Genomic DNA, 22,116 nt, shown 5'->3' with positions numbered 1-22,116 from the left:
GCTCACTCCAGGGGTTCAGGGGGACGAGGTCTGGACGACGGTGAGGTGGCCTGCCTCTGGAGCGATGAGGTGCTTGGCCACGTAGATGGGCGAGCCGTCGAGTAGCACGCGCTGGGTAAGGACGAGGACGGGGCTGGCACTCGCCACTTCGAGGGCATGGGCTCGCTCGCTGCCAGCCGTACTGACCGAGACCTCGCACGAGCCCGGTCCCAGAGCGGCCCCGAACCGGTCGCTCAATACCGCCAGCATGCTGACAGGATCAGCGTGACGCTCCTCCAGCTCTACTTTCAGCCCCGGGTGGCTCGCGGCTAGGCGGTCCTCTCCCTGAACCCACTCCTGTGCGAGAGCCAGCGGCACGCCATCATCGACGATCAGGCTCTCCCACATGAGGATCACGGCATCGTCGGGCACGTGCAGTCCCCGCTGCGTGAAGTCCGTGCTGGTCTCGAGGTTGGCCTTCCGTCGCCGCACGGAGTAGGCCGGGCCGGGAGCGGCGAGCATCCGCTCTATCGGCTGAAGCTGCTCCAACCCGATGGCAGGGAGCACGTCGACGACGAACCGCCCGATGCCACGCTGGTTGCGGATCAGTCCGTCCTCTTCCAGCAGGATCAGTGCCTCGCGCATCACGCTGCGGCTGACTGCGAAGGCGGAGCTCAGCTCGGGCTCCGACGGCAGCAACTGCCCCGGGCCGAGCACGCCGCCGCGGATCGCGCCCGCGACCTCGCTGTAGACCGCGACGCGCAGCGGGAGGTTGCCGCGATATCGCAGCGGACGGGCGAAGGTCGACGCCGGAATCGCTCCCGCACGTGTGGCCATTGAGGGTCTCCAAAGGGGGTATATGATGTCAGACATCCTCGATGTGCTGGGAGTTTTCCCCAACACAGTTACTACTGTCAACCCCCTCCCACACCGATTTCACCTTCGCGTTCAGGACACAACACGGGTCTTGACAGTTGCTCCGGGTGCCGAATTGCTGGGTAGGGGCCCGTTATGCGAGTGATTGTCTTCCGGCTGATCCAGGTTCTGCTCTCGCCCCTGGCGGTCATCGGTTCGTCGGTCTGGGGTCTGTCGCTGATCCGGCAGGCGCGGCGGACCGGGTCCTCGGCCACGGTGCTGGCGTCGTGTTATCCGAGATGGATCCTGCACCACTTGCGCCAGCGGTGGGACGCGCCATGCGTGCGGATGATGAAGGTGCTGCCCACGCCGATCCGGCTCGGTCTGCGGTACGGGACGATGCCGACGATCATCGCCCACGCCGTGACCGGCTACGTGCCCAAGCCCTATCGGTATCCGTACCAGGGCCAGCCACCCATGATCCATCAACCGGTGGCGCGTACGACCTTCCACGACCGGGCCCTGGCCCGGCACCTGCCCGAGGTGGAGCAGTTGGTGGTGCTCGGGGCCGGGTTCGACACGCGGTCCTACCGGCTGCCTCCGGGCGCCGTTGTGCGGTGCTTCGAGATCGATACCCCGGGGACCCAGCGGGTGAAGCGTGAGGCGCTGGCCAAGGCCGGGGTGGAGGCGGGACATGTCACGTTCGTGCCGGCGAACTTCGAGGAGGAAGACTGGTTCGACAACCTGCTCGAGGCGGGCTTCGACCCGGGCAGGCCGGCCTACTTCCTGTGGGAGTCCGTGACGATGTATCTGGATCGCAAGGCCGTCGAGCGGACGCTGCGCAGGATCTCCGCCCCTGGCAGCGTGGTGGCCTTCGACTACTTCACGACCGCGATCCTGCGCAGCAACGACCCCTACTCCGCCTATGCGCGCTGGGCAGCCGACCGGATCAAGGAGCCGTTCAGGTTCGGCATCGACCAGGAGGAGGTGCCGGGGTTCCTGGAATCGTGCGGGTTGCGCGTGGAGGAGCAGCAGTCCTTCAACCAGGATCCGGTGCTGGCCGGGTTCGTCACCGCGACGGTCGAGAGGCGATAACGCCCCTGATGGGCGTGCTTTCAGGCGGAGTAGACGTGGTCGCTGATCAGGCGAGCCGCCCCCACGACCCCTGCGATGTCCTCCAGTTCCGACAGCACGATGGGCAGATTGCCGGTCGCCAGGGGCAGTGACCGGCGGTAGACGACGCTCCTGATCTCCGCGAGTAGCAGGTGGCCCAGCCGGGCGACCCCGCCCGCGATGATCACGAGCCCCGGGTTGAAGAAGCTGACCAGCCCCGCCAGGACTTGGCCCACGCGGCGGCCCCCATCCCTGATGAGCTGGACCGCCACGGCGTCACCCTGGGCGGCGGCCGCGGCCACGTCCTCGGCTGACAGCGTCCCGACCGCCACCAGACGTTCCGCCAGGTAAGGCGAGGCGCCTGAGCGTGCCGCGGCCCGCGCCTGGGCGGCCAGGGCGGCGCCGCCGAAGTAGGCCTCCAGACAGCCGGCGTTGCCACACGCACACACCGGGCCGAACTCGTCGACACTGATGTGCCCGATGTCGCCCGCGCTGCCCGAGACGCCACGGTAGATCTTGCCGTCGACCACGATGCCGCAGCCGATACCGGTGCCGATCTTGACGAGCAGGAAGTCGTGGACCTGGCGGGCGACCCCGGCGTGCAACTCCCCGAGGGCCATGATGTTGACGTCGTTGTCCAGCGTCGCCGGGCAGCCGAGCTCCTGGGTGATCATCTCGCGCATCGGGTAGCGGTCCCACCCCGGCATGAGCGGCGGCGCGACCGGGATCCCCTCCGCGAAGCTGACCGGCCCGGGGACCCCGATCCCGGCGCCGTGGAGCTGCGTGAACAGGCCCTGCTCGCGCAGCTTCCCCGCGAGGGCGAGCACCCGGTCCAGCACGTGCGCGGGGCCAAGCCGGATGTCGCACGCCTCGCTGACGTGCCCGAGCACGCCCAGTTCGCCGTCCGTCACCGCGACGTCGACCGAGGTGGCCCCGATGTCGATCCCGGCGAAGCGGGTGGCGCGCGACAACCGTACCCGGCCAGAACGGCGCCCGCCCCGGGAAGCGGCGAGCCCGTCGGTTTCGACCAGCCCGAGCGTCACGAGCCGGTCGAGTTCGCCGTTGAGCTTCGACCGCGACATTCGCCATGGGTGCGGGTACGCGGCTCCGGGTGGCAGCACTGGGGAGCCCGCGGAGGTGGTGGGTTCGGCGGCTATATCCGCCAGTTCAGCTCGCGAACGTGGCCCTTCCCGCAGCAGGCGCAGTAGTGCCGCCTGATGCGGGTTCTCCGGCCGGTTGGTCTTCACCCGGGACTCCTCAGGCAGCGCTTGTCCGGTTCGCGTGGAAGGTACTCCAGCTACTGCCGCTGCGGGAAGACTTCTCGCCGCCGACTCCTAACTTTCGTCACAGTGAACGAAAGTCGAGTCAACTTCGACGTAACATCTAGACACTTCGAATGTAACATTTTAGCCTTCGATCAAGACGTAAAAGTACGCTAATCGTCGGCGTGATCGGCGCACACGCTGTCTGAACTCTCTTGGCAGGAAGTGAGATCAACCGATCATGTTCCGAAGACTGGCCTTATGCGCTGCCATGATCATGGCCGCCGTCGGCTCCACCGTCCCGTTAACCGCCCCGGCGCAGGCCGCGCCGGGCTACGTCCAGGTGACCCTGGCCAAGGGCGCGGCCGAGACCGGCGAGCCCATGGGCCTGACCGTGCTGCCCAACCGGGGCATCCTCCACACCTCGCGTGAGGGCACCATCCGCTACACCGACCCGCTCGGCAACACCAAGGTGGCGCTGACCATCCCGGTGTACACGCACGACGAGGAGGGTCTGCAGAGCATCAAGGCCGACCCGAACTTCGCCACGAACCGATGGGTGTACGTCTACTTCGCCCCGCCGCTGACCACCCCGGGCGGGGACGCGCCGTCCGACGGCACGGCGGCGCAGTTCGCCCCGTTCAACGGGGTGAACCGGCTGGCCCGGTACACGGTCAACGCGGACCACACCATCAGCGCGACCTCGGCGGTCACGATCCTCGACGTCCCGACCTCCCGTGGCATGTGCTGCCACGTCGGCGGTGACATCGACTTCGACGCGGCCGGCAACCTCTACCTGTCGACCGGCGACGACACCAACCCGTTCGCCTCGGACGGCTACACGCCGATCGACGAGCGGTCGACCCGTAACCCGGCGTTCGACGCTCAGCGCTCCTCCGGCAACAGCAACGACCTGCGGGGCAAGGTCCTGCGGATCAAGCCGGGCGCGACCGGCGGCTACACCATCCCGGCCGGCAACATGTTCGCGCCGGGCACGGCCAACACCCGGCCCGAGATCTACGCGATGGGCTTCCGCAACCCGTTCCGGATGAGCGTCGACAAGGCGACCGGCGTGGTCTACCTGGGTGACTACGGGCCTGACTCGGGCACCGCCAGCGCCGGCCGGGGCCCGGCCGCCTCGGTCTCGTTCGAGCGCATCACCCAGCCCGGCTTCTACGGCTGGCCGTACTGCTCGCAGTTCAACGTGGCGTACGTGGAGTACACGTTCCCGTCCGGGCCTTCTACCGGCGCCTACAACTGCGCCGGCGGTCCGACGAACAACTCGCCGCGAAACACCGGCATCACCGCGCTTCCGGCCTCGCGGGCGGCCTGGCTGCCGTACGGGGTCGGGCAGGACCCCGCCAGCCTCTGCTGCGGCAGTTGGTCGCCGATGGGTGGCGTGGTCTACCGCTACGACGCCGCGCTCGCCTCGTCCGTGAAGTTCCCGCAGACGATGGACGGCAGGGTGTTCCTGGGCGAGTTCGGCCGCCGGTGGATCAAGACGGCCACGGTGAACGGCAGCGGTGGAGTCGGCACGATCGAGGCCTTCCCCTGGTCCGGAACCCAGGTGATGGACATGGAGTTCGGGCCGGACGGCGCGCTGTACGTGCTCGACTACGGCACCGGCTGGTTCGGCGGTGACGCCAACTCGGCTCTGTACCGCATCGAGTACAACTCGGGCACCACCGGCCAGGCCCCGATCGCCCGGGCCAGCGCCACCCCGGCCAGCGGCAACGCGCCGCTCACGGTGCAGTTCAGCTCGGCCGGGACCAGTGACCCCGACGGCAACCCGATCACGTACGCGTGGGACTTCACCACGAACGCCAGCACGGATTCGACCGCGGCCAACCCGTCGTTCACCTACGCGGGCAACGGCCAGTTCACTGCGACTCTGACGGTGACCGACAGCACCGGTCTCCAAGCCACGGCCAGCGTCGTCGTCAACGTCGGTCAGGCCACGGTCACCCTCACTCAGCCGGTCAACGGGCGGGTGTTCAACTTCGGTGACGCGATCCCGTACCAGATCACCGTCAGCGATCCGAACTCCCCGACGATCGACTGCAGCCGGGTGAAGCTCACCTACGTCCTCGGCCACGACAGTCACGGCCACGCGCTGACCAGCGCGACGGGATGCTCCGGCACCATCCAGACCACGGTGGACGGTGAGCATGACGCCAGCGCGAACGTCTTCGGCGTCTTCGACGCCGAGTACACCCCGGTCGGCTCGACCACGTCCGTCCACGCGACGCAGGTCGTCGCGCAACCGCGGACCCGCCAGGCCGAGCACTACAGCGCACAGCAGGGCGTGACCATCGTGACCAAGGCGTCGGCCAACGGTGGCAGGGCGATCGGGAACGTCGAGAACGGGGACTGGATCTCGTTCACGCCGTACAACCTGGCCGGGGTCACCTCGTTCACGGCCCGGGTCGCGTCGGCGGGCACCGGCGGGACGCTGACCATTCGGAGCGGTTCGGCGACCGGGCCCGTGGTCGGCACCGCCACGGTCGCGCCCACCGGTGGCTGGGAGAACTGGGTCAACGTCACCGGCACCGTGTCACCGCCGACCGGGACGGTCAACCTGTTCCTGGTGTTCACCGGTGGCGCGGGGTCGCTGTTCGACATCGACTCCTTCACGTTCAACAGCGGCACGCAGCCGCCGACCGGGACGAATCTGGCCCTGAACAAGCCCGCGACCGCGTCGAGCGTGGAATCGGGCGCCTACCCGGCCTCGGCCGCGGTGGACGCCTCCACGACCACCCGATGGTCCAGCGCCTTCTCCGACCCCCAGTGGATCCAGGTCGACCTAGGCGCCACCTACACCATCACCCGCGTACGACTGGTCTGGGAAGCCGCCTACGGCTCGGCGTACCAGATCCAGACATCACCCAACGGCACAACCTGGACAACAGCCCGATCCGTCACCGGCGGCAACGGCGGCGAGGACAACAACACCGGACTCAACAACTCCACCAGATACGTGCGCATCTACGGCACCACACGCGGCACCGCCTGGGGGTACTCGCTGTTCACCTTCGAGGTCTACGGCAGCTGACGCCAGCAACTGGAGGATTCATGCGCAAAGTCTTGACCGGTGTGGGCGCCGTCATCGCCCTCGCCGCCGCCACGCTCTACGCGACACCGGCCGCGGCCGCTGACGCGCCCTACGACGTGCTCGTCTTCTCCAAGACCGCCGGCTTCCGGCACGACTCGATCCCGAACGGCATCCAGGCGATCCGGGATCTCGGCGCCGCCAACAGTTTCACCGTCACCGCGACCGAGGACGCGAACGCGTTCACCACGGCCAACCTCGCGCAGTACGAGGCGGTCGTCTTCCTCAGCACCACCGGTGACGTGCTCAACGCGGCCCAGCAGACCGCGTTCGAGTCCTACATCCGCGGTGGCGGCGGCTACGTGGGCGTCCACGCCGCCGCCGACACCGAGTACGCCTGGCCGTTCTACGGTCAGCTCGCCGGGGCCTGGTTCGCCAGTCATCCGGCGATCCAGCAGGTCAACTCGAAGACCGAGAACCGAGCCCACCCGGCCACGTGGCACCTGCCGCAGACCTGGACCCGCACCGACGAGCTGTACAACTACCAGACCAACCCCCGCGGTACGGCTCGCGTCCTGGCGACCCTGGACGAATCCTCGTATTCCGGCGGGTCGATGGGCGCCGACCACCCGATCACCTGGTGCAAGACCATCGACAGCGGACGGTCGTTCTACACCGGTTTCGGGCACACCCAGGCGTCCTACGGTGAGGCCAACTTCCGCAGCCAACTGCTCGGCGGCATCCGGTACGCGGCCAAGCGGGCCAAGGCCGACTGCAGGCCCGAGACCGGGTACACCACCCTCTACAACGGCTCCACGACAGGCTGGTCGCAGTCCGGGCCGGGCAGCTTCACCAACTCCGACGCCACGCTGACCTCCGTCGGCGGCATGGGCCTGTTCTGGAACAGCGCCAAGCAGTACACCTCGTACTCGCTGAAGGCGGACTGGAAGCTCACCGGGGACAGCAATTCCGGCATCTTCGTCGGTTTCCCCAACCCGGGCGGCGACCCGAACGTCGCGGTGAACCAGGGCTACGAGATCCAGATCGACGCCAGCGACACGCCCGACCGGACCACGGGCTCGATCTACACGTTCAAGTCCGCCGACATCGCGGCACGTGACGCCGCGCTCAACCCGCCCGGGGAGTGGAACACCTACGAGATTCTCGTCGAAGGCCAGCGCATTCGCGTGTACCTCAACGGTTCGCTGATCAACGACTTCACCAACACCAATCCGAGCCGCAACCTGGACGGGTACGTCGGCATCCAGAACCACAGCGGCGCCGACCAGGTCGCGTTCCGCAATATCCGGATCAAGGAGCTCGGCACGCAGCCCCCGACCGGGACGAATCTGGCCCTGAACAAGCCCGCGACCGCGTCGAGCGTGGAATCGGGCGCCTACCCGGCCTCGGCCGCAGTGGACGCCTCCACGACCACCCGATGGTCCAGCGCCTTCTCCGACCCCCAGTGGATCCAGGTCGACCTAGGCGCCACCTACACCATCACCCGCGTACGACTGGTCTGGGAAGCCGCCTACGGCTCGGCGTACCAGATCCAGACATCACCCAACGGCACAACCTGGACAACAGCCCGATCCGTCACCGGCGGCAACGGCGGCGAGGACAACAACACCGGACTCAACAACTCCACCAGATACGTGCGCATCTACGGCACCACACGCGCCACACCCTGGGGGTACTCGCTGTTCACCTTCGAGGTCTACGGCAGCTGAGCACCAAGGCCGGCCACGGTGGCCTCATTGTGGATACATCCCCCGAGATCATGAACGGTTAGCGGGAGAACGCGAGCGGCGGTGAGAACGCCATCGAGCTCGCGTTCGCTCGCCATTCTGGTACGCCAAGACGTCCGAACATTGACTATCTGTGCAAAATAGGGCGAAATGGGGTTGGCGAAAAAGGGGAGGCGGGTTGTCGAACAACCAAGAACCCACGAAGCCGCCGTCCGAAAACGTCTTTCCGGCAAACCTCGACGTCGCGGAACTGCTGGCCTCGGGATGGCGGCCTTCCGCCTTTCGGCAGTTCATCCTCAAGGTGCACAGCCGATGCGATCTCGCCTGCCCTAACTGCTACGTCTATGAAATGGCCGACCAGGGCTGGCGAAACCAGCCACGCCAGATGTCCCCTGCTATCGTGGCGCATACCGCATACCGCATCGCCGAACACGCCCGCACCCACCGGCTGAGCGACGTGGACGTCATCCTGCACGGCGGTGAACCGTTGCTGGCGGGGGCGGAATCGCTGGAATTCATCGTGCGGACGATCCGGTCGGCCTGCGCGGAGGTGGGCACGCGGGTCAGGGTCAGCATGCAGACCAACGCCGTCCGGCTCGATGAGACGTTCCTGCGGATCTTCAGTGACCTGGGGATACGGGTCGGGGTCAGCCTGGACGGATACGCCGAGGCGCATGACAGAACCCGCGTGTTCGCCGGGGGCCGGGGCAGCCACGAACGGGTCGCCCGCGCGTTACGCCTGCTCGACGGGCCCTTTCACCAGATTTTCGCAGGGATCCTGTGCACCATCGACCTGCGAAACGATCCCGTACGGACCTATCGCGCATTGCTCGAATTCGATCCGCCGAGCGTCGATTTCCTGCTTCCGCACGGCAACTGGTCGGCGCCGCCCCCGTGGCGGGATCCCGATTCCACGGCGACGCCTTATGCCGATTGGCTCATCCGCGTTTTCGACGAGTGGCGGGACGCCCCGAGGTTCCGTACGGAGATCCGGCTGTTCCATGAGATCACCCGGCTGCTTTCCGGAGGCGCCTCGCGGAGCGAATCCGTCGGCCTGTCGCCGGCATTAATGGTGGTAGTGGAGACCGGGGGCGCCATCGAACAATCGGACATCCTCAAATCCGCGTACCAGGGAGCGTCGGCCACCGGGCTGCACGTCCTGACCGACGCCTTCGATGAGGCCCTGAGACACCCGGCCGTCATCGCCCGCCAGATCGGCGAGCGTGCCCTCGCTCCGGAGTGTCACGCCTGCGAACTGCTGCGGGTCTGCGGCGGAGGTCTCTACGCGCACCGCTTCCGGCCGTCGACCGGGTTCCGCAGCCCTTCGGTGTACTGCCCTGACCTTTATCGGCTCATCTCGTACATCAGCGATCGGCACGCCCGCGACACCGTCCGACTGAAGGGACGCGTATGAGTAGGGTCTCCGACAAGACCTTCCGCGCGCTGGCCGAGGAGCCGGCCAACGCCGAGGCCGCCGCGGAACTGAACGGACTCCAGCTCCGCCACCGGGTCGCCCTGCTCAGAGGCGTCGTCGAGGAGGCGGACGCGGCGGACCATCCCGATGCGGGTCCGGCGAGCGCGGCGTACACGGCCCTCCTGGAACTGGAGGCGGCCGCGCCCGCCGCCGTCGGCCAGGTGCTGCACCATCCGGCGGTCAGCGCTTGGGCCTGGCGGACCTTCCTCTCGCTGCGCGCACGCGGTCCGGAGCGTCCTTCCCGGCTGGGCGCGGTCACCCTCGCCGCGGCCATCGCCTCCGGCGGGGCCTGCCGGGTGCACGTGCCGCTGGACGACGAGGGCCGCCTGATGGTGCCGAGCCTGGGCCGGTTGTCTCTGGGAACTGCCTCGGCCGAGATCGAGCTCGAGGCCGAGGGCCGCCGCCTGCGGGCCCATGGCCGGCGCATCGACGTGGACCTCGGGGCCGACGGGCCCGGCTGGCAGATACTGCACCGCATCCGGGTCGGCGACGGCTTCGAGATCGTCCTGGACGATCTTGACCCGTACCGATGGCCGGAACCCGGCCGCGTCACGCCGAGGATCGACCCGGCCGGCCTCCCCGCCTGGCGGGACCTGCTCCCGCAGGCATGGAGCGTGTTACGGGAGACCCACCCCGCGGTGGCCGAGGAGATCGTCGCGATGGTGCGTGCGATCACTCCGATCGCGGCGCCGCCCGAGGGGGTCAGCAGCGCGTCGGCCCGGGAGACGTTCGGCGCGATCGCCATGTCCGTGCCCCGGGGGTCGGCGACGTGGCTGGCCGAGACGCTCGCCCACGAAATCCAGCACGCCAAACTGGACGCCCTCATGCATTTCGTCCCCCTCGTACGTTACGAGCGCACCGATTCCTACTACGCCCCCTGGCGTCCCGATCCCCGCCCCGCCCACGGTCTCCTGCAGGGTGCCTACGCCTACCTCGGCGTCAGCGAGTTCTGGCAGCGCCAGCACCCGCGAGAAGGCCTGCGGGGACGCGTCGAACTCGCGCGGTGGCGGGAGGGGGTCCGGCGGGTGCTGGACACCCTCGAAGACGAGCAGTTGCTCAACCATGTGGGGATGAACTTCGTCGAGGGCATGCGGACCCGGTTGGGCGACGTGCTGGCCGAACCCCTCGACGATGAGGCGCTGGCTGCCGCTGAGCGGGCTGCAGCCGACCACAAGGCCGCATGGCTGGCCCGGAACGGGCGCTCAGATCGGTAGCGGGTCGAAGTCGCAGTCGATGCGCGTGCCCGACGCGGCCGTGACCGCGTCGGGCTGGCCGAGGTCGAGCCGTTCCCGGTACCGCTCCGCCGTGTCCAGGCGCAGTTCCTCCGCGTCCGGTGCGCCCACCGCCGCCCGGTCGAGAGCCAGGTTCGCCGCGCACGACATGGTCAGGAAATGGTCGTGTCCGAACTGGTCGGCGAGCTGCGCGTACGTCTGCTCGCCGAGCTGTCTGGCCTGTTCGAACTCACCCAGCGCGGCTAGGTCGCTCTGGAGGTTCACCGAGCACGACAACACGTAGTGGTGGGTCGGGCCCAGCCGGTTGATCAGGCCCCGGCGGCTGCCCTCGTTGACCGTACGGGCCAGCTCGGGATTGCCCAGCAGCCGGTGCAGGATCGCCAGGTTCGACTGGCAGGCCAGCGTGAAGGGGTGGTCGTTACCGAACACCAACGGGTAGGTGCGGGTCATATCGGCGGCCAGTTCGAAGGCGTCGGCCAGTTCGCCGCGGACCCGCAGGACGTTCGACACGTTTACCGCCGCCGCGACCGTGTCGGGGTGCGTCGCGCCGAAGAGCCGGGCCAGCCTAGTGTGCGTGTCATGAGCGCTCGCCAGTGCCTCGTCCAGCGCCCCCGCGCGTCTATACGCGATCGAAAGGTCCTTGGCGGTGATCAGGGTGGCCCAGTGGTCCTTGCTCAGCTTCTGCACCCCGAACGCCAACGCCGCCTCGCCGGTGTCGCAGGCCTCCTCCAAGTCACTGGTCAATCTGACGGACCGAGCCATGCTGTTCCACGACAACAGCACGATCTCGAAACCAGTGGGGCTGGTCGCCTCGCTCTGGGCCAGATAGACCTCGGTGTGGAGTCTCCTGGCCAGCCCGTATTGGCTGTTCAGCGCATAATCAAGGGCCAGACTGTTCTTCGCCCGCAGGGTCAGCACGCTGTCCTCGCCGAGCAGGCGCTCGTGCGTACGGACCAACTCCTCGTCCAATTCGAGGGCGGCCCGGAACTCGCCGCGGGCGCGCAGGCTGCCGCCGAGACCGTTCGTCGCGATCAGCGTCTCCTGGTGCTCCGGGCCGAACTGCGCGCGCACCTTCTCCCAAGTGTCACGGTCGAGCTCATAGACCTTGTCGTACTCGCCCATGCGGCGCAAAATGTTCGCCTGGTGACGACGGGCCCGCAGCACGTCGGGGTGGTTCTCTTCCGGCTTGCTCCACTCGTCGATGAACCTTTCGATTAGTTCGAGCGCCGATTTGTAGTTGGCTGAGGCGTAGAGATAGCGCACCACGTTGAGGGCGAATTCGCGGACCTCGGGATCGGCCGAACCGACGACTTCGGAAGGGCCGACGTGCGGGACGAGATCGGCGAAGTCGCGCCATTTGGAGTTGTCGTCCGCAGCTTTCGGAGCGCTTCCGGCGAGCAGCAGGTGAACCTCCCTGCGGAGTTCGCCCTGTCTTTTCTCGTCGAGATCGTTTCGGAGCAGGGCCTGGATCAGCCGGTGCACCTGAATGGTGCGGCTCTCGGGGTCGCTGCGGATCAATGCGTAACGGCTGAGTTCCTTCACCGTTTTGTCGAGCATGATCGGGTCGGGCAGGATCTTCGCCAGGCTCGGGGCGTTGGCCTTGTTCCCGCGGCGAAACACGTCGAGCGGAATGGGTTCCGGCCCGAAGAAGGCACAGCACCGCAGCAGGTCCAACGCGACCGCGAGCCGGTCCTCCAGCAGCGACACCGAGACCCGCCAGGCCGCTGTCATGGTCAGCGGATAATCCTTAGGTCGTTCGATGTCGAGCAGCCGGCTCGTCTCCTTCTCCAGCAGTTCGATGTACTGGTCGACCGACATCGTGCCACGCCGTTGCAGAGCGCCGACCTGTTCCAGGGCCAGCGGCAGGTCGCCGAGTTTGTCGGCCAGCTGGTCGGCCTCATCGCGGGTGATTCGGGAACCCAGCCTTTTCCGCAGGAATTCGACGCTCTCTTCACGGGTGAAAACGTCCACCGCAAGGGAGCGGAACTGGTCGTCCCAGTTCGGATTGCGGGAGGTGATGATCACGTGGCCGGGACCGCGCGGAATGAAGCGTTCGATGCGGGAGTCCTCGGCGTTGTCGAAGATCAGCAACCAGTTGTTGTACGGTTCACCCTTCTGCAACGCCCTGCGCACGGATTCGGCCGCCTCCTCCACACCCACGATCGAGGCGGGCGCCAGTCCGAGATAGGGAGCCATTGCCGCCAGCGCCGAGGGAACCAGATAGTACTGGTCCGCGGGGATCCACCAGACCAGGTCGTAGTGGGAGCCGTAGCGGTGGGCGTACTCGATGGCAAGGTGGGTCTTTCCGACGCCGCCGTAGCCCTGGAGGGCCTGCGGCAGCGGGATGACGGCGGTCACCGAGCGCATGCCCTCCCGGAGCTGGTGCAGCAGGCTTTCTCGACCGGTGAAGTTCCTGTTCCGTTGAGGAACTCGCTCGAAGATCTCCGGTTGTTTGTTCGAAGGTGAATGAACCGCCAGTGAGGAGGACTCGACCACCACAGACCTCCGGCTTCCGGGAGAAACGACTTGCTTCGCGTCTGGCCCTGTTCAAAACTCATATAGACAGTAACATTCGTCAATGGCACCCGGGCCGCTGACGCGGCCAACCGTAATTCCCATTATGGACTGTCACTGAAGGCGAGGGCTTACATGATCGATGCTGAGCGGCATTCTCCGGGGAACGAGCAAGCACTTCTGAACTCGATTGACGACCTTCCCTACGCGACCCTGCGTGGGCTGCTGGAATACTTCGTCGAACAGCCCACCACGACGAGTTCCGGGTTCCAGAACTTCATCTGACCGACAACGGCGGGAGGGTCGCGAACCGATGACGCTGCACACCCTCTCGACCATCAAACCGAAGATTGGGGGGAAAATTCTTCGGCCACTCCGGCATATCCGGCTCTACAGTCGATACCGGATGTCGGGTCGAAGAGGTGGAGCCATGCATGGGCGAAATGGTCGAGGAGGATTGGGAGCGGCTCGTCTACCAGTTGAGGAGCGGCCACTGCACCCCTTTCGTCGGCGCCGGCGCCTCGCTGAGCGTGCTCCCGTCCGGTCGTGAGCTCAGTGAGAGACTCGCGGAGAAATACGACTATCCCGGCCCCGATTCCACCGAACTGCCCCGCGTGGCGCAGTACGCGGCGATGAAATACGGCGATCTCGATCACGTTAAATATCTCGTCCGGGACGAACTCATGAAGGACGACCCCGTCCCCGACTTCAAGGACGAGAACGAACCGCACGCGATGCTGGCCTCCTTCGACCTGCCCGTCTACCTGACCACCAACTACGACGACTTCATCGTCCAGGCGCTGGCGGCACGTAGGAAGACGGCCAGAGCAGCCGTGTGCCCGTGGAGCGAGACCATCACCCCGGACCCGCTGTTCGGGGATACCGCGGGTTGGAACCCCGCTCCGGCGAGCCCATTGGTCTACCACCTGCACGGAGCGATGCGCGACCCGGCCACCTTCGTCCTGGCCGAGGACGATTACATGGTGTTCCTGCGGAATCTCGTGATCGAGCGCACCACCGGCAACAGTCGCATGTTTCCTCCGTCGATCCTCGCCGCGCTGACGACTCGCCCGTTGTTGTTCGTCGGTTACAGCCTCCAGGACTGGTCGTTCCGGGCACTGTTCCAAGAGATGGGCAGGTCAATTCCGGGGATCAGCCGACGCCGTCACGTGAGCATTCAACTCTCCCCCACCCGCGGCACCTCCGGATGGACGGTCAGGGATCTGGAATTGCTCCTGGCCTGGTATTATCGCGAATGGCAGATCTCCGTGTTCTGGGGCGGCACCAAGGAGTTCTTCACGGAACTACGCAACCGGATGGGGGCCACGCCGTGACCGGCCGGGATCGTCTCGAACCATACGTGGGCCTGCGGGCTTTTCGGCGGCAGGACAGCGGCAAGTTCTTCGGCCGCGAACGTGAGGCCTACGAGGTCTGCGACCTATGGCGCTCCAACCAGTTGACCGTTCTGTACGGTCCCTCAGGCGCCGGGAAGACATCACTACTCAACGCGGGCATTCTGCCGCTGCTCGACCCGTCGCAGAACGACGTCCTCCCCCTGGGGCGATTGTCCTACAGCTCCCTGTTCCCTTCGGCCGCGCTGCCCGAGCACAACCCCCACGTGTTCGCGCTGTTGTCGTCGTGGTCTCCCGAAGACAGCCCGACCCGGCTGGCGGGCCTGACGCTGAGCCAGTTCTTCAGAAACCGCCCGTCCCGGCAGGATCCCTACGGAGACCCGGTGTTTCGCCTGGCGGCGATCGACCAGGCCGAAGACCTGTTCCTCGGGAGCGGGCGGCACGCGCCCTACCGGGAGTGGTTCATCGACCAGTTGGTGGAGGTCCTCCGTCGGGATCTCGACCTGCGGGTGCTGATCTCGATCAGAGACGATCAGGTCAACATGATCCTCCGGAACGAACGCCTCCACGATATGTTCAAGGGACGCTTCGCGCTGGGCCCGCTCGAATCCGCCGCCGCCCATCGGGCCATCGTCGGTCCGCTGACCGGAACGGGCTATTCCTATGCTGATGAGGCAGCCCAGCGGCTGCTCCAGGACCTCAGCGGCGTCCGGGAGGACGCACCCGAGTCGAAGGTGATCGAGCCGGTCCAGCTCCAGGTGGTCTGCGCCCACCTGTGGTACTCGCTCCCGCCAGACGTCACCCACATCACGGTCGAGCACATCATCGAGTACGCCAACGTCCGCCGTTCGCTGGAGTCGTTCGTCGACGGAATGATCGCCGAGGCCGCCCGCGACCACCTCGACGGCGACGCGGTCGGACTGCGCGCCTGGCTCCGCTCGAACTTCGTGGCCGACTCCACCCGAACCTCGGTCCAGCGCGGCGACACCCACACGGCGGGCATGCCCAACGAGGTGATCGCCGCCCTGATCGACCGTCACATCCTGACACCGCGCGAGGGCCTCGCCGAAGGCGCGGTCCCCCAGTACGAGCTGTCGCAGGAGAGCCTGATCCATCTGATCCGGGAGGACGACGGTGCGCCCGGCGTCACGTTGTCCGAGCGGACCCCGGAAGAACATCTGCACTCCGCACAGCACGCGCTCCGTGAGGGCGGCTTCGCCCGCGCTCGCCGCGAGGGCGAGAAGGCACTCGCGCTCTCCGTCTCCTCCCGGCTCCGAGCGGAGATCGAGTCGTTCCTCGGCAACGTCGCCTTCGCCGATGCTCGCTACGACGCCGCCATCGACCACTACCGCCGGGCGTCGGCGCTATTCGAGCTCGATGGACAGACCGAAGCGGTCGGCCGCCTGCTAGCCGCCATCGGAAGATCCCACCGGGCCCGCGGCGAAAGCCGGCTGGCGATTCCAGAGCTGGTCTCGGCCGTGCAGCGCTCCCCCGACGATGCCAGCATCCGCACCGAACTGGCCTGGGCCCTGTGGCACTGCGGGCACCCGCAGGCGGCCCTCGACGTTCTCAACGACGTCCTCAACCACGACGGGAACTCCCTTCCCGCTCTCCGGGCACGGGCCGAGATCCTGCTCGACCTGGGCCGCCAGAAGAAGCGCCGAGTGACTTCGGCCGCCGCCGGCCGATAAGGGAGTCATGGGTAAGAGCCGGATGCGCCATGCCCTGGCCCTGGTAGGCGAGCCCGGCAGGGCGCGCCGGGAGATCGCCGAAGCGAGAGCCAGCGACATCGAGCCGCCTTGGGGGATCCAACCCAGGCTTTCTGCCCGCACGATGGAAGCTTTGCCGATTGAGCCAAGGCGGCCAGTAGCAGGCCTAGCCTAGTACCTACCTACCTGCGCCGTAGGCGACCGCCTGAGCGTGAGCCCGCCCTTGGCACGGGCTGTCGCGAGTCAGTCGGTCCCGCGACCAGGCCCGCCGCGTATGCGGCGATCACCGCCTGCACCCGGTCGCCCCACCGAGAAGGGACCTCCTAGCGGGGCGGTCCGATGATTTGGGTGCCGTACTGGGCCAGGTGTTCGGAGAGAGCGGCAATGTCCGGAGTTTCGTTCGGGAAAGGGGGGAGGGTCAGGGTTTCGGCAGGACGCCCGGTTTCCAGGAAGAAATGTTCGAAGCCGGCCGGGGTGGCCATGCCGAGGAAGCGCGCGGTCAGCGAGTTCACCTTGAAGGTGTGGGCGACGTTGCGCGGGCCGTAGACCACCGCGCCGGGCCCGACCGTGGTGACCTGGTCGCCGACGAAGAAGCTGACCTCGCCGTCGAGTACATACCACAGTTCGTCTTCGTGGGCGTGTACATGCATGGGGGGTCCCCCGCCAATGGCCGCCGATACCTCCGCCAGCCAGAACGCGCCGCCGGTGTCCTCGCCCACGGCCTTGAAGTTCATAAGGGCGCCCAGGTGCCAGATGGCCCTGCCTTCCCCGGAGGACAGGATGAACGGCTGCTGAGTGAGCTGCACGATGTTCTCCTCGTGTTGGTGTTCTCGTCGCGTCCACCGTGCCGCGGCCGACGTACGGGAGACATCGGGGATCGATACGTACGTCGCTACGTATCCGGCGTCCTGCCCGTGAGACGCAGGCGCATGGCCAGGCCGGCCAGGGCCAGGCGGTCGGGCAGGCCCGTCTTGGCGAGCAGGCGTTCCACGTGCTTTTCGATGGTCCGCGGGGACAGGACCAGGCGGTCCGCGATCTCCTTGTTGGACAGGCGCGAGCCCAGCAGCGCGAGAACATCGGTCTCCCTGCCGGTGACGCCTCTCGCGCGCAGCTCGACGGGGATCTCGCCGCGGGCGAGGCGGGGTACCGGCTGTCCCGCGGCGCGCAGGAGCGAATGGCATGCCGACGTGACGGGCTGGTGCGGGGTGCCGGCGAAGTATGTCGCGGCCTGTCGCAGCCACATCGCGGGCTGTCCCCATCCGTCGCGCAGCGCGGCCTCCGCCACCAGGCGCCGGACGAGATGCCAAAGGCCGTCGTGACCCTCCCATGAGGTCATGGTCGAGTCCGCGGCGTCGAAGGCAGACGTGGCTCCCGCGGTGTCGCCGGTATGCCCCAGCAGAATCGCGTTGGCGTACGCCACCATTGCGGCGTTCATCGGCAGCGTCGTGACGCCCGAATCGCGCACCTCCTGCTGGGCGGCGCTCGCGTGCCGTGGGTCCTGGAGCGTACGGACGAGAGCCCACAGGCCACGGAAGATCCCGGGCGGCCCCCCGGACGCGTGCCGGATGAACCCCATGGCCTTGTCCAGAGCCCGCATGGCGGCGGCGCGATCCTCCTGGAGCAGGTCGAGAAGGCCACGGCAGTGCCCCCAGGCCAGCGCCTCCACCACGCTATCGCCGGAGGCGATCGATTCCGCCTGGCTCAGCGCCGCCTCCATGTCCGTACGGCGCGCAGCGAGCGCGTGGCATCCGGCCGCCTGGACGAGGGCGACGGGCAGGGCGTGGCCCAGCCGGAAACGGCGAGCGCCCTCGGCGGCCCGCATCGCGGCCTCCAGTCCCTGGAGCGGCTCGAACCGTACGTGGTGTGCGCCGGCCAGTTGAAGATCGAGAATGGCGGCGGTGGCCAGCGCGCCGGAGGCCAGCGCCATGTCGTGTGCCTGCCGCAGCCGATCCAACCTGCCCGTCGACAACGCCTCCACGGTGCCCAGCTCGTGCATCGCCTGGATGGACCAGTAGGGCAGGGCGTGGCGGTCGGCGAGCTCGTACGCCTCGGTGAAGAACCGGCCCGCAGCGGCCAGATCGGCTAAGCGCGCCCGTCGGCCCAGGATGATCAGCGCTTCGCAGGCCACTTCCGGAGTGGCGGTCGCCCGGGCCGAGCGGGCGAGAGCCGTGGCATCCTCAAGCCGTTCCACGCCCATGGCGACCTGGGCGGCCAGGACGTCGATCCGTGCCGCGAGGGCCGTGTCGGGGCGCGTTTTCGCCAGATCCCGGGCCCGGCGCAGGTGGTGGCCCGCGTCGGCCCAGCGTGTCGCGCCGATCGCGGTTCTGGCCAGGCACAGATGCACCCTCAGCTGCGCCTCCGATGTTTCCGGCAGTTCGGCGAGTTCCGCCAGGAGTGCGCTTCCGGTGGCGAACGCGCGATCTGTGGTGCCCGCCAGCGAGAGGACCTCGGTCAGGGTTTCCCCAACCGCCGTGCGCAGAGACAGGTCGGCGGCGAGCGATTGGGCGCGTTCCAGCACCTGTTCGGCGGTCGCGAGCGCGCCACGCGCCAGCGCGCGCTGGCCCGACAGCAGCAGCAGACTCGCCGCGTGTCCCGCCTGTCCTGCGCGTTCGCTCAGCAACGCGGCCAGGTCGCACCACTGTCCCGGCAGGCCGGGATGGCGTGCCTGCACCGCCTCCAGGGCGGCGGCCGACAGCCGCAGACGTTCGTGCGCGAGCAGCATCGACCAGACCGCGTCGCGCGTCAGCGCATGATGGAAGCCGAAGGACGGCCCTCCTTCGCCCTCGTCGACACGCAGCAGGCCCACGTCGACGGCTCGGCGGAACTCCGCGAGCGCCGTCGGTGCCGAGATCGCGGTCGCCTCGGCGGCGATGCGCCAGTCGAAGGCGGTGCCGAGAGCGGCACCCGCCTGGAGGAGAATTCCGGCCGAATCGCCGAGCAGGGCGACGCGCTTGCGTACGGTGTCGGCGAAATCGCGTGGGATGACCCGCGCGGCCTCGTCCGCCAACGTCCAGGTCCCGTCCGATCGCCGCAGCACCCCGCTTTCGTACGCGGTCGCCAGCAGGTCCTCGACCAGCAGCGGAAGGCCCTCGGCGCGCGCCAGCACCAGCGGTTCGAGCGCCGCAGGCAGCTCCTCGATGTCCAGGCATAACCGCGCCATTCGCCGAACGACCGGAGCGGACAGGGGCACCACCTCGACGTACGCCGCCGAACGCCGGGCCGCGAGTCGCCTGGCCACCGCGTACGCCTCCGTGTCGGGGTCGGGTCGCATGGTCGCCACGCAGAGAACGCGTTCGGAGCGAAGATTGTCCGCCAGGTACTCCAGCACCGTTAGAGTCTCCGGGTCGCTCCAATGCACGTCTTCGACGACGAGCAGGGCGCCGCGCTGCCCGGCGGCGGCAGCCAGCATCCGCAGCACGCCCTCGGCCAGCACGACCAGCGAAAACTCCGGCGCCGGCTTGTCCTCCGCCCAGTCCGGCACCAACCGGCCAATCGCCGATCGAAACGGACGCAGATGGGCGAGATCGGCCGGATTCGTGGTTCGGAGCACCGCCATCAACACCTCGGCGACGGGCCGGAACGCCTCCCGCCTCCCACTCTGGACGGCCCTTCCCGTCAGGGTCGCCATACCGGCCGCCGCAGCCTCCGCCGCCAGCTCGGCCACCAGACGCGATTTGCCGACCCCGGCGACGCCTACGATGATCCGCGTCGCGGCCGTACCGGCTCGGGCGTCAGCCAGGGCGGCACGCAGGTCGGCCAGCTCATGCTCCCGGCCGACCAGGACCGGGCAGAAGCGTACGGCCATGTTTGGACGATACGTGACGTGCATTCGACGGATTAAGCGATCGGGGCCAGGTTGATCCGCGCGTCAAGCCGGGCCGCTGGCATCGGCCGGTGCCGACAGCGCCACCGCGGCCTCGCCGGCGTAGACCAGGAAGGTCAGAGTCTCCTGGAAGTACAGCTGGATGTTCGTGGTGTCGTGTGCGAGGTAGCCGATCGAGACGTCCTGGCCGATGTGCAGTTCGAAGTCGCCGCCGCGGGTGGACAGCAGGAAGGCGCCGTCGATGGCGGGTGCCCAGATGGGCTCGCCGTCCACGAGTTCGGTGATGTGGTCCTTGATCGGGTAACCCTGGTCGGCGGCCTCGCTGACGGCGGTGTAGGCGTCGGCGCCGAGGGCCAGCGTGTACGGGCCGTTGACGCCGGCCAAGCGCAACGCGGTCACGGCTTGGCCGATGGCGGTGGGATAGTCGCGCACGTGTGGCGGGAGTGCGATGGCCGGGTTGGCGGAGGCGGCGCGAATGCCGGTGATGCCGGCCTCGGCGTACCCTTCGAAGATCGCGCGGTCTTCGGCGAAGGCGATCTGGCGGGCGGCGTCCTTGACCGGCTGCCAGTCCGCGTCCTTCGCGCCGCGTTCGACGTCATCGACCTGCTGCCGGTCGACGGTGAAGGGCACGCGCAGTTCGATGATCGGCTGGGAGCGGCGGGCATGGGCGATGAGGCCCTCCGAGTGAGGATGAAGGGCCTGCAGGTGCCCGGTGCCGACCGCCGACAGCAGAACCCCTGCCGGGCCGGCGACATCGACGATGCGACGGCCGGCCACATGGCGCCGAAATGTCCGCCCCGCCTCGTTCTCCAGGTCGGCCCAGGCGACCGCGGAGATCGGCGCCAGTTCCCGATGCAGGTTGTCCATCAGAATTCGCTCCCTTTGAGATCCCCGATCCCCAGGGATTTCGGCATCCGCCTGTCAGGCTCGGATGGCGCGCGCGTCGCGGCGTCGACCGGCCGCGCGGCCGCGATGGCGGGCGGGTCGGGCAGGTCGTCGAGGAAGTCGGCACTCGGGACGAAGAACAGAGTGCCGGTCATGGGGACGGAAAAATCCAGGATCCGGTCATGTCTGGCCGGTGGATCGCCGAGGAACATCCGCTCCAGCATCCGTTCGGTGACCGCCGGAGTACGGGCATAGCCGATGAAGTACGTCCCGAACTCACCGCGCCCCACGGAACCGAAGGGCATGTTGTCCCGCAGGATCTGGTGCTCGGTGCCGTCGGGATCGACGATGGTGGTCAGCGCGACGTGGGAGTCGGGCGGTTTGACGGTGTCGTCCAGCTCGACGTCCGACAACTTCCTGCGGCCGATCACCATCTCCTGGGCTTCGACCGGCAGGGCGTTCCACGCCTGCAGATCGTGCACATACTTCTGCACGATCACATAACTCCCGCCGGCAAAGAGCGGGTCCTCCGCGCCGATCAGGACAGCGGCGCCGGCCGCCGGGCCGACCGGATTCTCCGTACCATCGACGAAGCCCAGCAGGTCTCGTACGTCGAAATACTTGAAACCGGACACCTCATCGCGGACCGTCACCGCGTCCCGCACCCGATCCATGATCTCCGCCCCCAGCGCGAAGGTCAGGTCCGCCCGCTGTGCCCGGATGTGAAACAGCAGGTCACCTGGTGTGGCCACCGCATGGTGGACAGGGCCGGCCAGTTCGCGGAACGGGTGCAGCTCGGCGGGGCGCGGCCCGGCGAACAACCGATCCCAGGCCTGGGAACCGATCCCGGTGACGCAGCTCAGCCTGCCCTCCTGGGCGCGGAAACCGACAGCCCTCTGCAAACCCGACAACTCGGAGAGCAAGGCCCGCACGCGGGACTCACCTCCTGGATCGATCGTCACCACGAGAAAGAGCGCCGCCCTCGTCAGCGGGCTCAGCACCGCCTGCGGGTACACCTCCCGCCCCGGCTCCGCCATCGCCGTTCACCCCACCGATCCCGCATGCACCCGTAGTCACCCTCGCCATACCCACTCGCTCACCGCCTACGCGAGTCCTCCCAG

Annotated in this window: 15 protein-coding genes; 8 read left to right on the top strand and 7 right to left on the bottom strand. The window is 67.8% G+C overall.

Annotated features, from left to right (window positions below; genetic code table 11):
* Nucleotides 1–15: 15 nt before the first annotated feature.
* A complete protein-coding gene (locus ABGB08_RS26545) occupies nt 16–816 on the bottom strand; it encodes a GntR family transcriptional regulator (protein WP_347594832.1) in 801 nt (266 codons plus the stop codon).
* Between the two features lie 174 nt (nt 817–990).
* Between ABGB08_RS26545 and ABGB08_RS26540 the strand changes: the two genes are divergently transcribed.
* On the top strand, nt 991–1,929 hold the full coding sequence (locus ABGB08_RS26540) for an SAM-dependent methyltransferase (RefSeq protein WP_347594830.1): 939 nt from the start codon (nt 991–993) through the stop codon (nt 1,927–1,929).
* A 20-nt stretch (nt 1,930–1,949) separates the two neighbouring features.
* Here ABGB08_RS26540 and ABGB08_RS26535 read toward each other — a convergent pair whose 3' ends face one another.
* Entirely contained in the window at nt 1,950–3,194 is a 1,245-nt protein-coding gene (locus tag ABGB08_RS26535) for an ROK family protein (RefSeq protein WP_347594828.1), read from the bottom strand.
* Nucleotides 3,195–3,450: 256 nt separating this feature from the next.
* Between ABGB08_RS26535 and ABGB08_RS26530 the strand changes: the two genes are divergently transcribed.
* The 4 genes from ABGB08_RS26530 to ABGB08_RS26515 all read left to right on the top strand — a co-directional run bounded on the left by ABGB08_RS26530 (nt 3,451) and on the right by ABGB08_RS26515 (nt 10,694).
* Complete coding sequence (locus ABGB08_RS26530; protein WP_347594826.1) at nt 3,451–6,261, top strand: carbohydrate-binding protein; 2,811 nt, start codon at nt 3,451–3,453, stop codon at nt 6,259–6,261.
* A gap of 20 nt (nt 6,262–6,281) precedes the next feature.
* Nucleotides 6,282–7,988, top strand: a complete 1,707-nt coding sequence (locus ABGB08_RS26525; protein WP_347594824.1) for a ThuA domain-containing protein — start codon at nt 6,282–6,284, stop codon at nt 7,986–7,988.
* 151 nt (nt 7,989–8,139) lie between these two features.
* A complete protein-coding gene (locus tag ABGB08_RS26520) occupies nt 8,140–9,420 on the top strand; it encodes an FxsB family cyclophane-forming radical SAM/SPASM peptide maturase (protein WP_347594822.1) in 1,281 nt (426 codons plus the stop codon).
* On the top strand, nt 9,417–10,694 hold the full coding sequence (locus ABGB08_RS26515; protein WP_347594820.1) for an HEXXH motif domain-containing protein: 1,278 nt from the start codon (nt 9,417–9,419) through the stop codon (nt 10,692–10,694). The genes ABGB08_RS26520 and ABGB08_RS26515 overlap by 4 nt, the downstream gene beginning before the upstream one ends.
* Here ABGB08_RS26515 and fxsT read toward each other — a convergent pair.
* On the bottom strand, nt 10,683–13,208 hold the full coding sequence (gene fxsT, locus ABGB08_RS26510; protein WP_347594818.1) for an FxSxx-COOH system tetratricopeptide repeat protein: 2,526 nt from the start codon (nt 13,206–13,208) through the stop codon (nt 10,683–10,685). The two genes, ABGB08_RS26515 and fxsT, sit on opposite strands and share 12 nt — an antisense overlap.
* 153 nt (nt 13,209–13,361) lie before the next feature.
* Here fxsT and ABGB08_RS26505 point away from each other — a divergent pair, with 153 nt between their 5' ends.
* From ABGB08_RS26505 to ABGB08_RS26495, 3 genes are all read left to right on the top strand, one after another.
* Complete coding sequence (locus ABGB08_RS26505) at nt 13,362–13,511, top strand: hypothetical protein (RefSeq protein ID WP_347594816.1); 150 nt, start codon at nt 13,362–13,364, stop codon at nt 13,509–13,511.
* 149 nt (nt 13,512–13,660) lie between these two features.
* Nucleotides 13,661–14,560: an SIR2 family protein gene (locus ABGB08_RS26500; protein ID WP_347594814.1), complete on the top strand. Its 900-nt coding sequence runs from the start codon at nt 13,661–13,663 to the stop codon at nt 14,558–14,560.
* Nucleotides 14,557–16,269, top strand: coding sequence for a tetratricopeptide repeat protein (locus ABGB08_RS26495; protein ID WP_347594812.1), 1,713 nt, complete (start codon nt 14,557–14,559; stop codon nt 16,267–16,269). The genes ABGB08_RS26500 and ABGB08_RS26495 overlap by 4 nt, the downstream gene beginning before the upstream one ends.
* 341 nt (nt 16,270–16,610) lie before the next feature.
* On the opposite strand, the gene ABGB08_RS26490 is transcribed toward ABGB08_RS26495, so the two are convergent.
* The 4 genes from ABGB08_RS26490 to ABGB08_RS26475 form a co-directional block, all read right to left on the bottom strand.
* Nucleotides 16,611–17,093: a quercetin 2,3-dioxygenase gene (locus ABGB08_RS26490; protein WP_347594810.1), complete on the bottom strand. Its 483-nt coding sequence runs from the start codon at nt 17,091–17,093 to the stop codon at nt 16,611–16,613.
* Between the two features lie 86 nt (nt 17,094–17,179).
* Nucleotides 17,180–20,092 (bottom strand): AAA family ATPase, encoded by a 2,913-nt coding sequence (locus ABGB08_RS26485; RefSeq protein WP_347594808.1) that lies wholly within the window; start codon nt 20,090–20,092, stop codon nt 17,180–17,182.
* A gap of 63 nt (nt 20,093–20,155) precedes the next feature.
* Nucleotides 20,156–20,977, bottom strand: a complete 822-nt coding sequence (locus tag ABGB08_RS26480) for a family 1 encapsulin nanocompartment shell protein (protein ID WP_347594806.1) — start codon at nt 20,975–20,977, stop codon at nt 20,156–20,158.
* On the bottom strand, nt 20,977–22,032 hold the full coding sequence (locus ABGB08_RS26475; protein WP_347594804.1) for a Dyp-type peroxidase: 1,056 nt from the start codon (nt 22,030–22,032) through the stop codon (nt 20,977–20,979). Before ABGB08_RS26475 ends, ABGB08_RS26480 begins: the two co-directional genes overlap by 1 nt.
* Nucleotides 22,033–22,116: the final 84 nt, after the last annotated feature.

Origin of the sequence: Acrocarpospora sp. B8E8 (assembly GCF_039871605.1) — a bacterium.
GTDB lineage: Bacteria > Actinomycetota > Actinomycetes > Streptosporangiales > Streptosporangiaceae > Acrocarpospora > Acrocarpospora macrocephala.
Note: the sequence above shows the minus strand (reverse complement) of the source record. Positions and strands in the feature narration are given on the sequence as shown.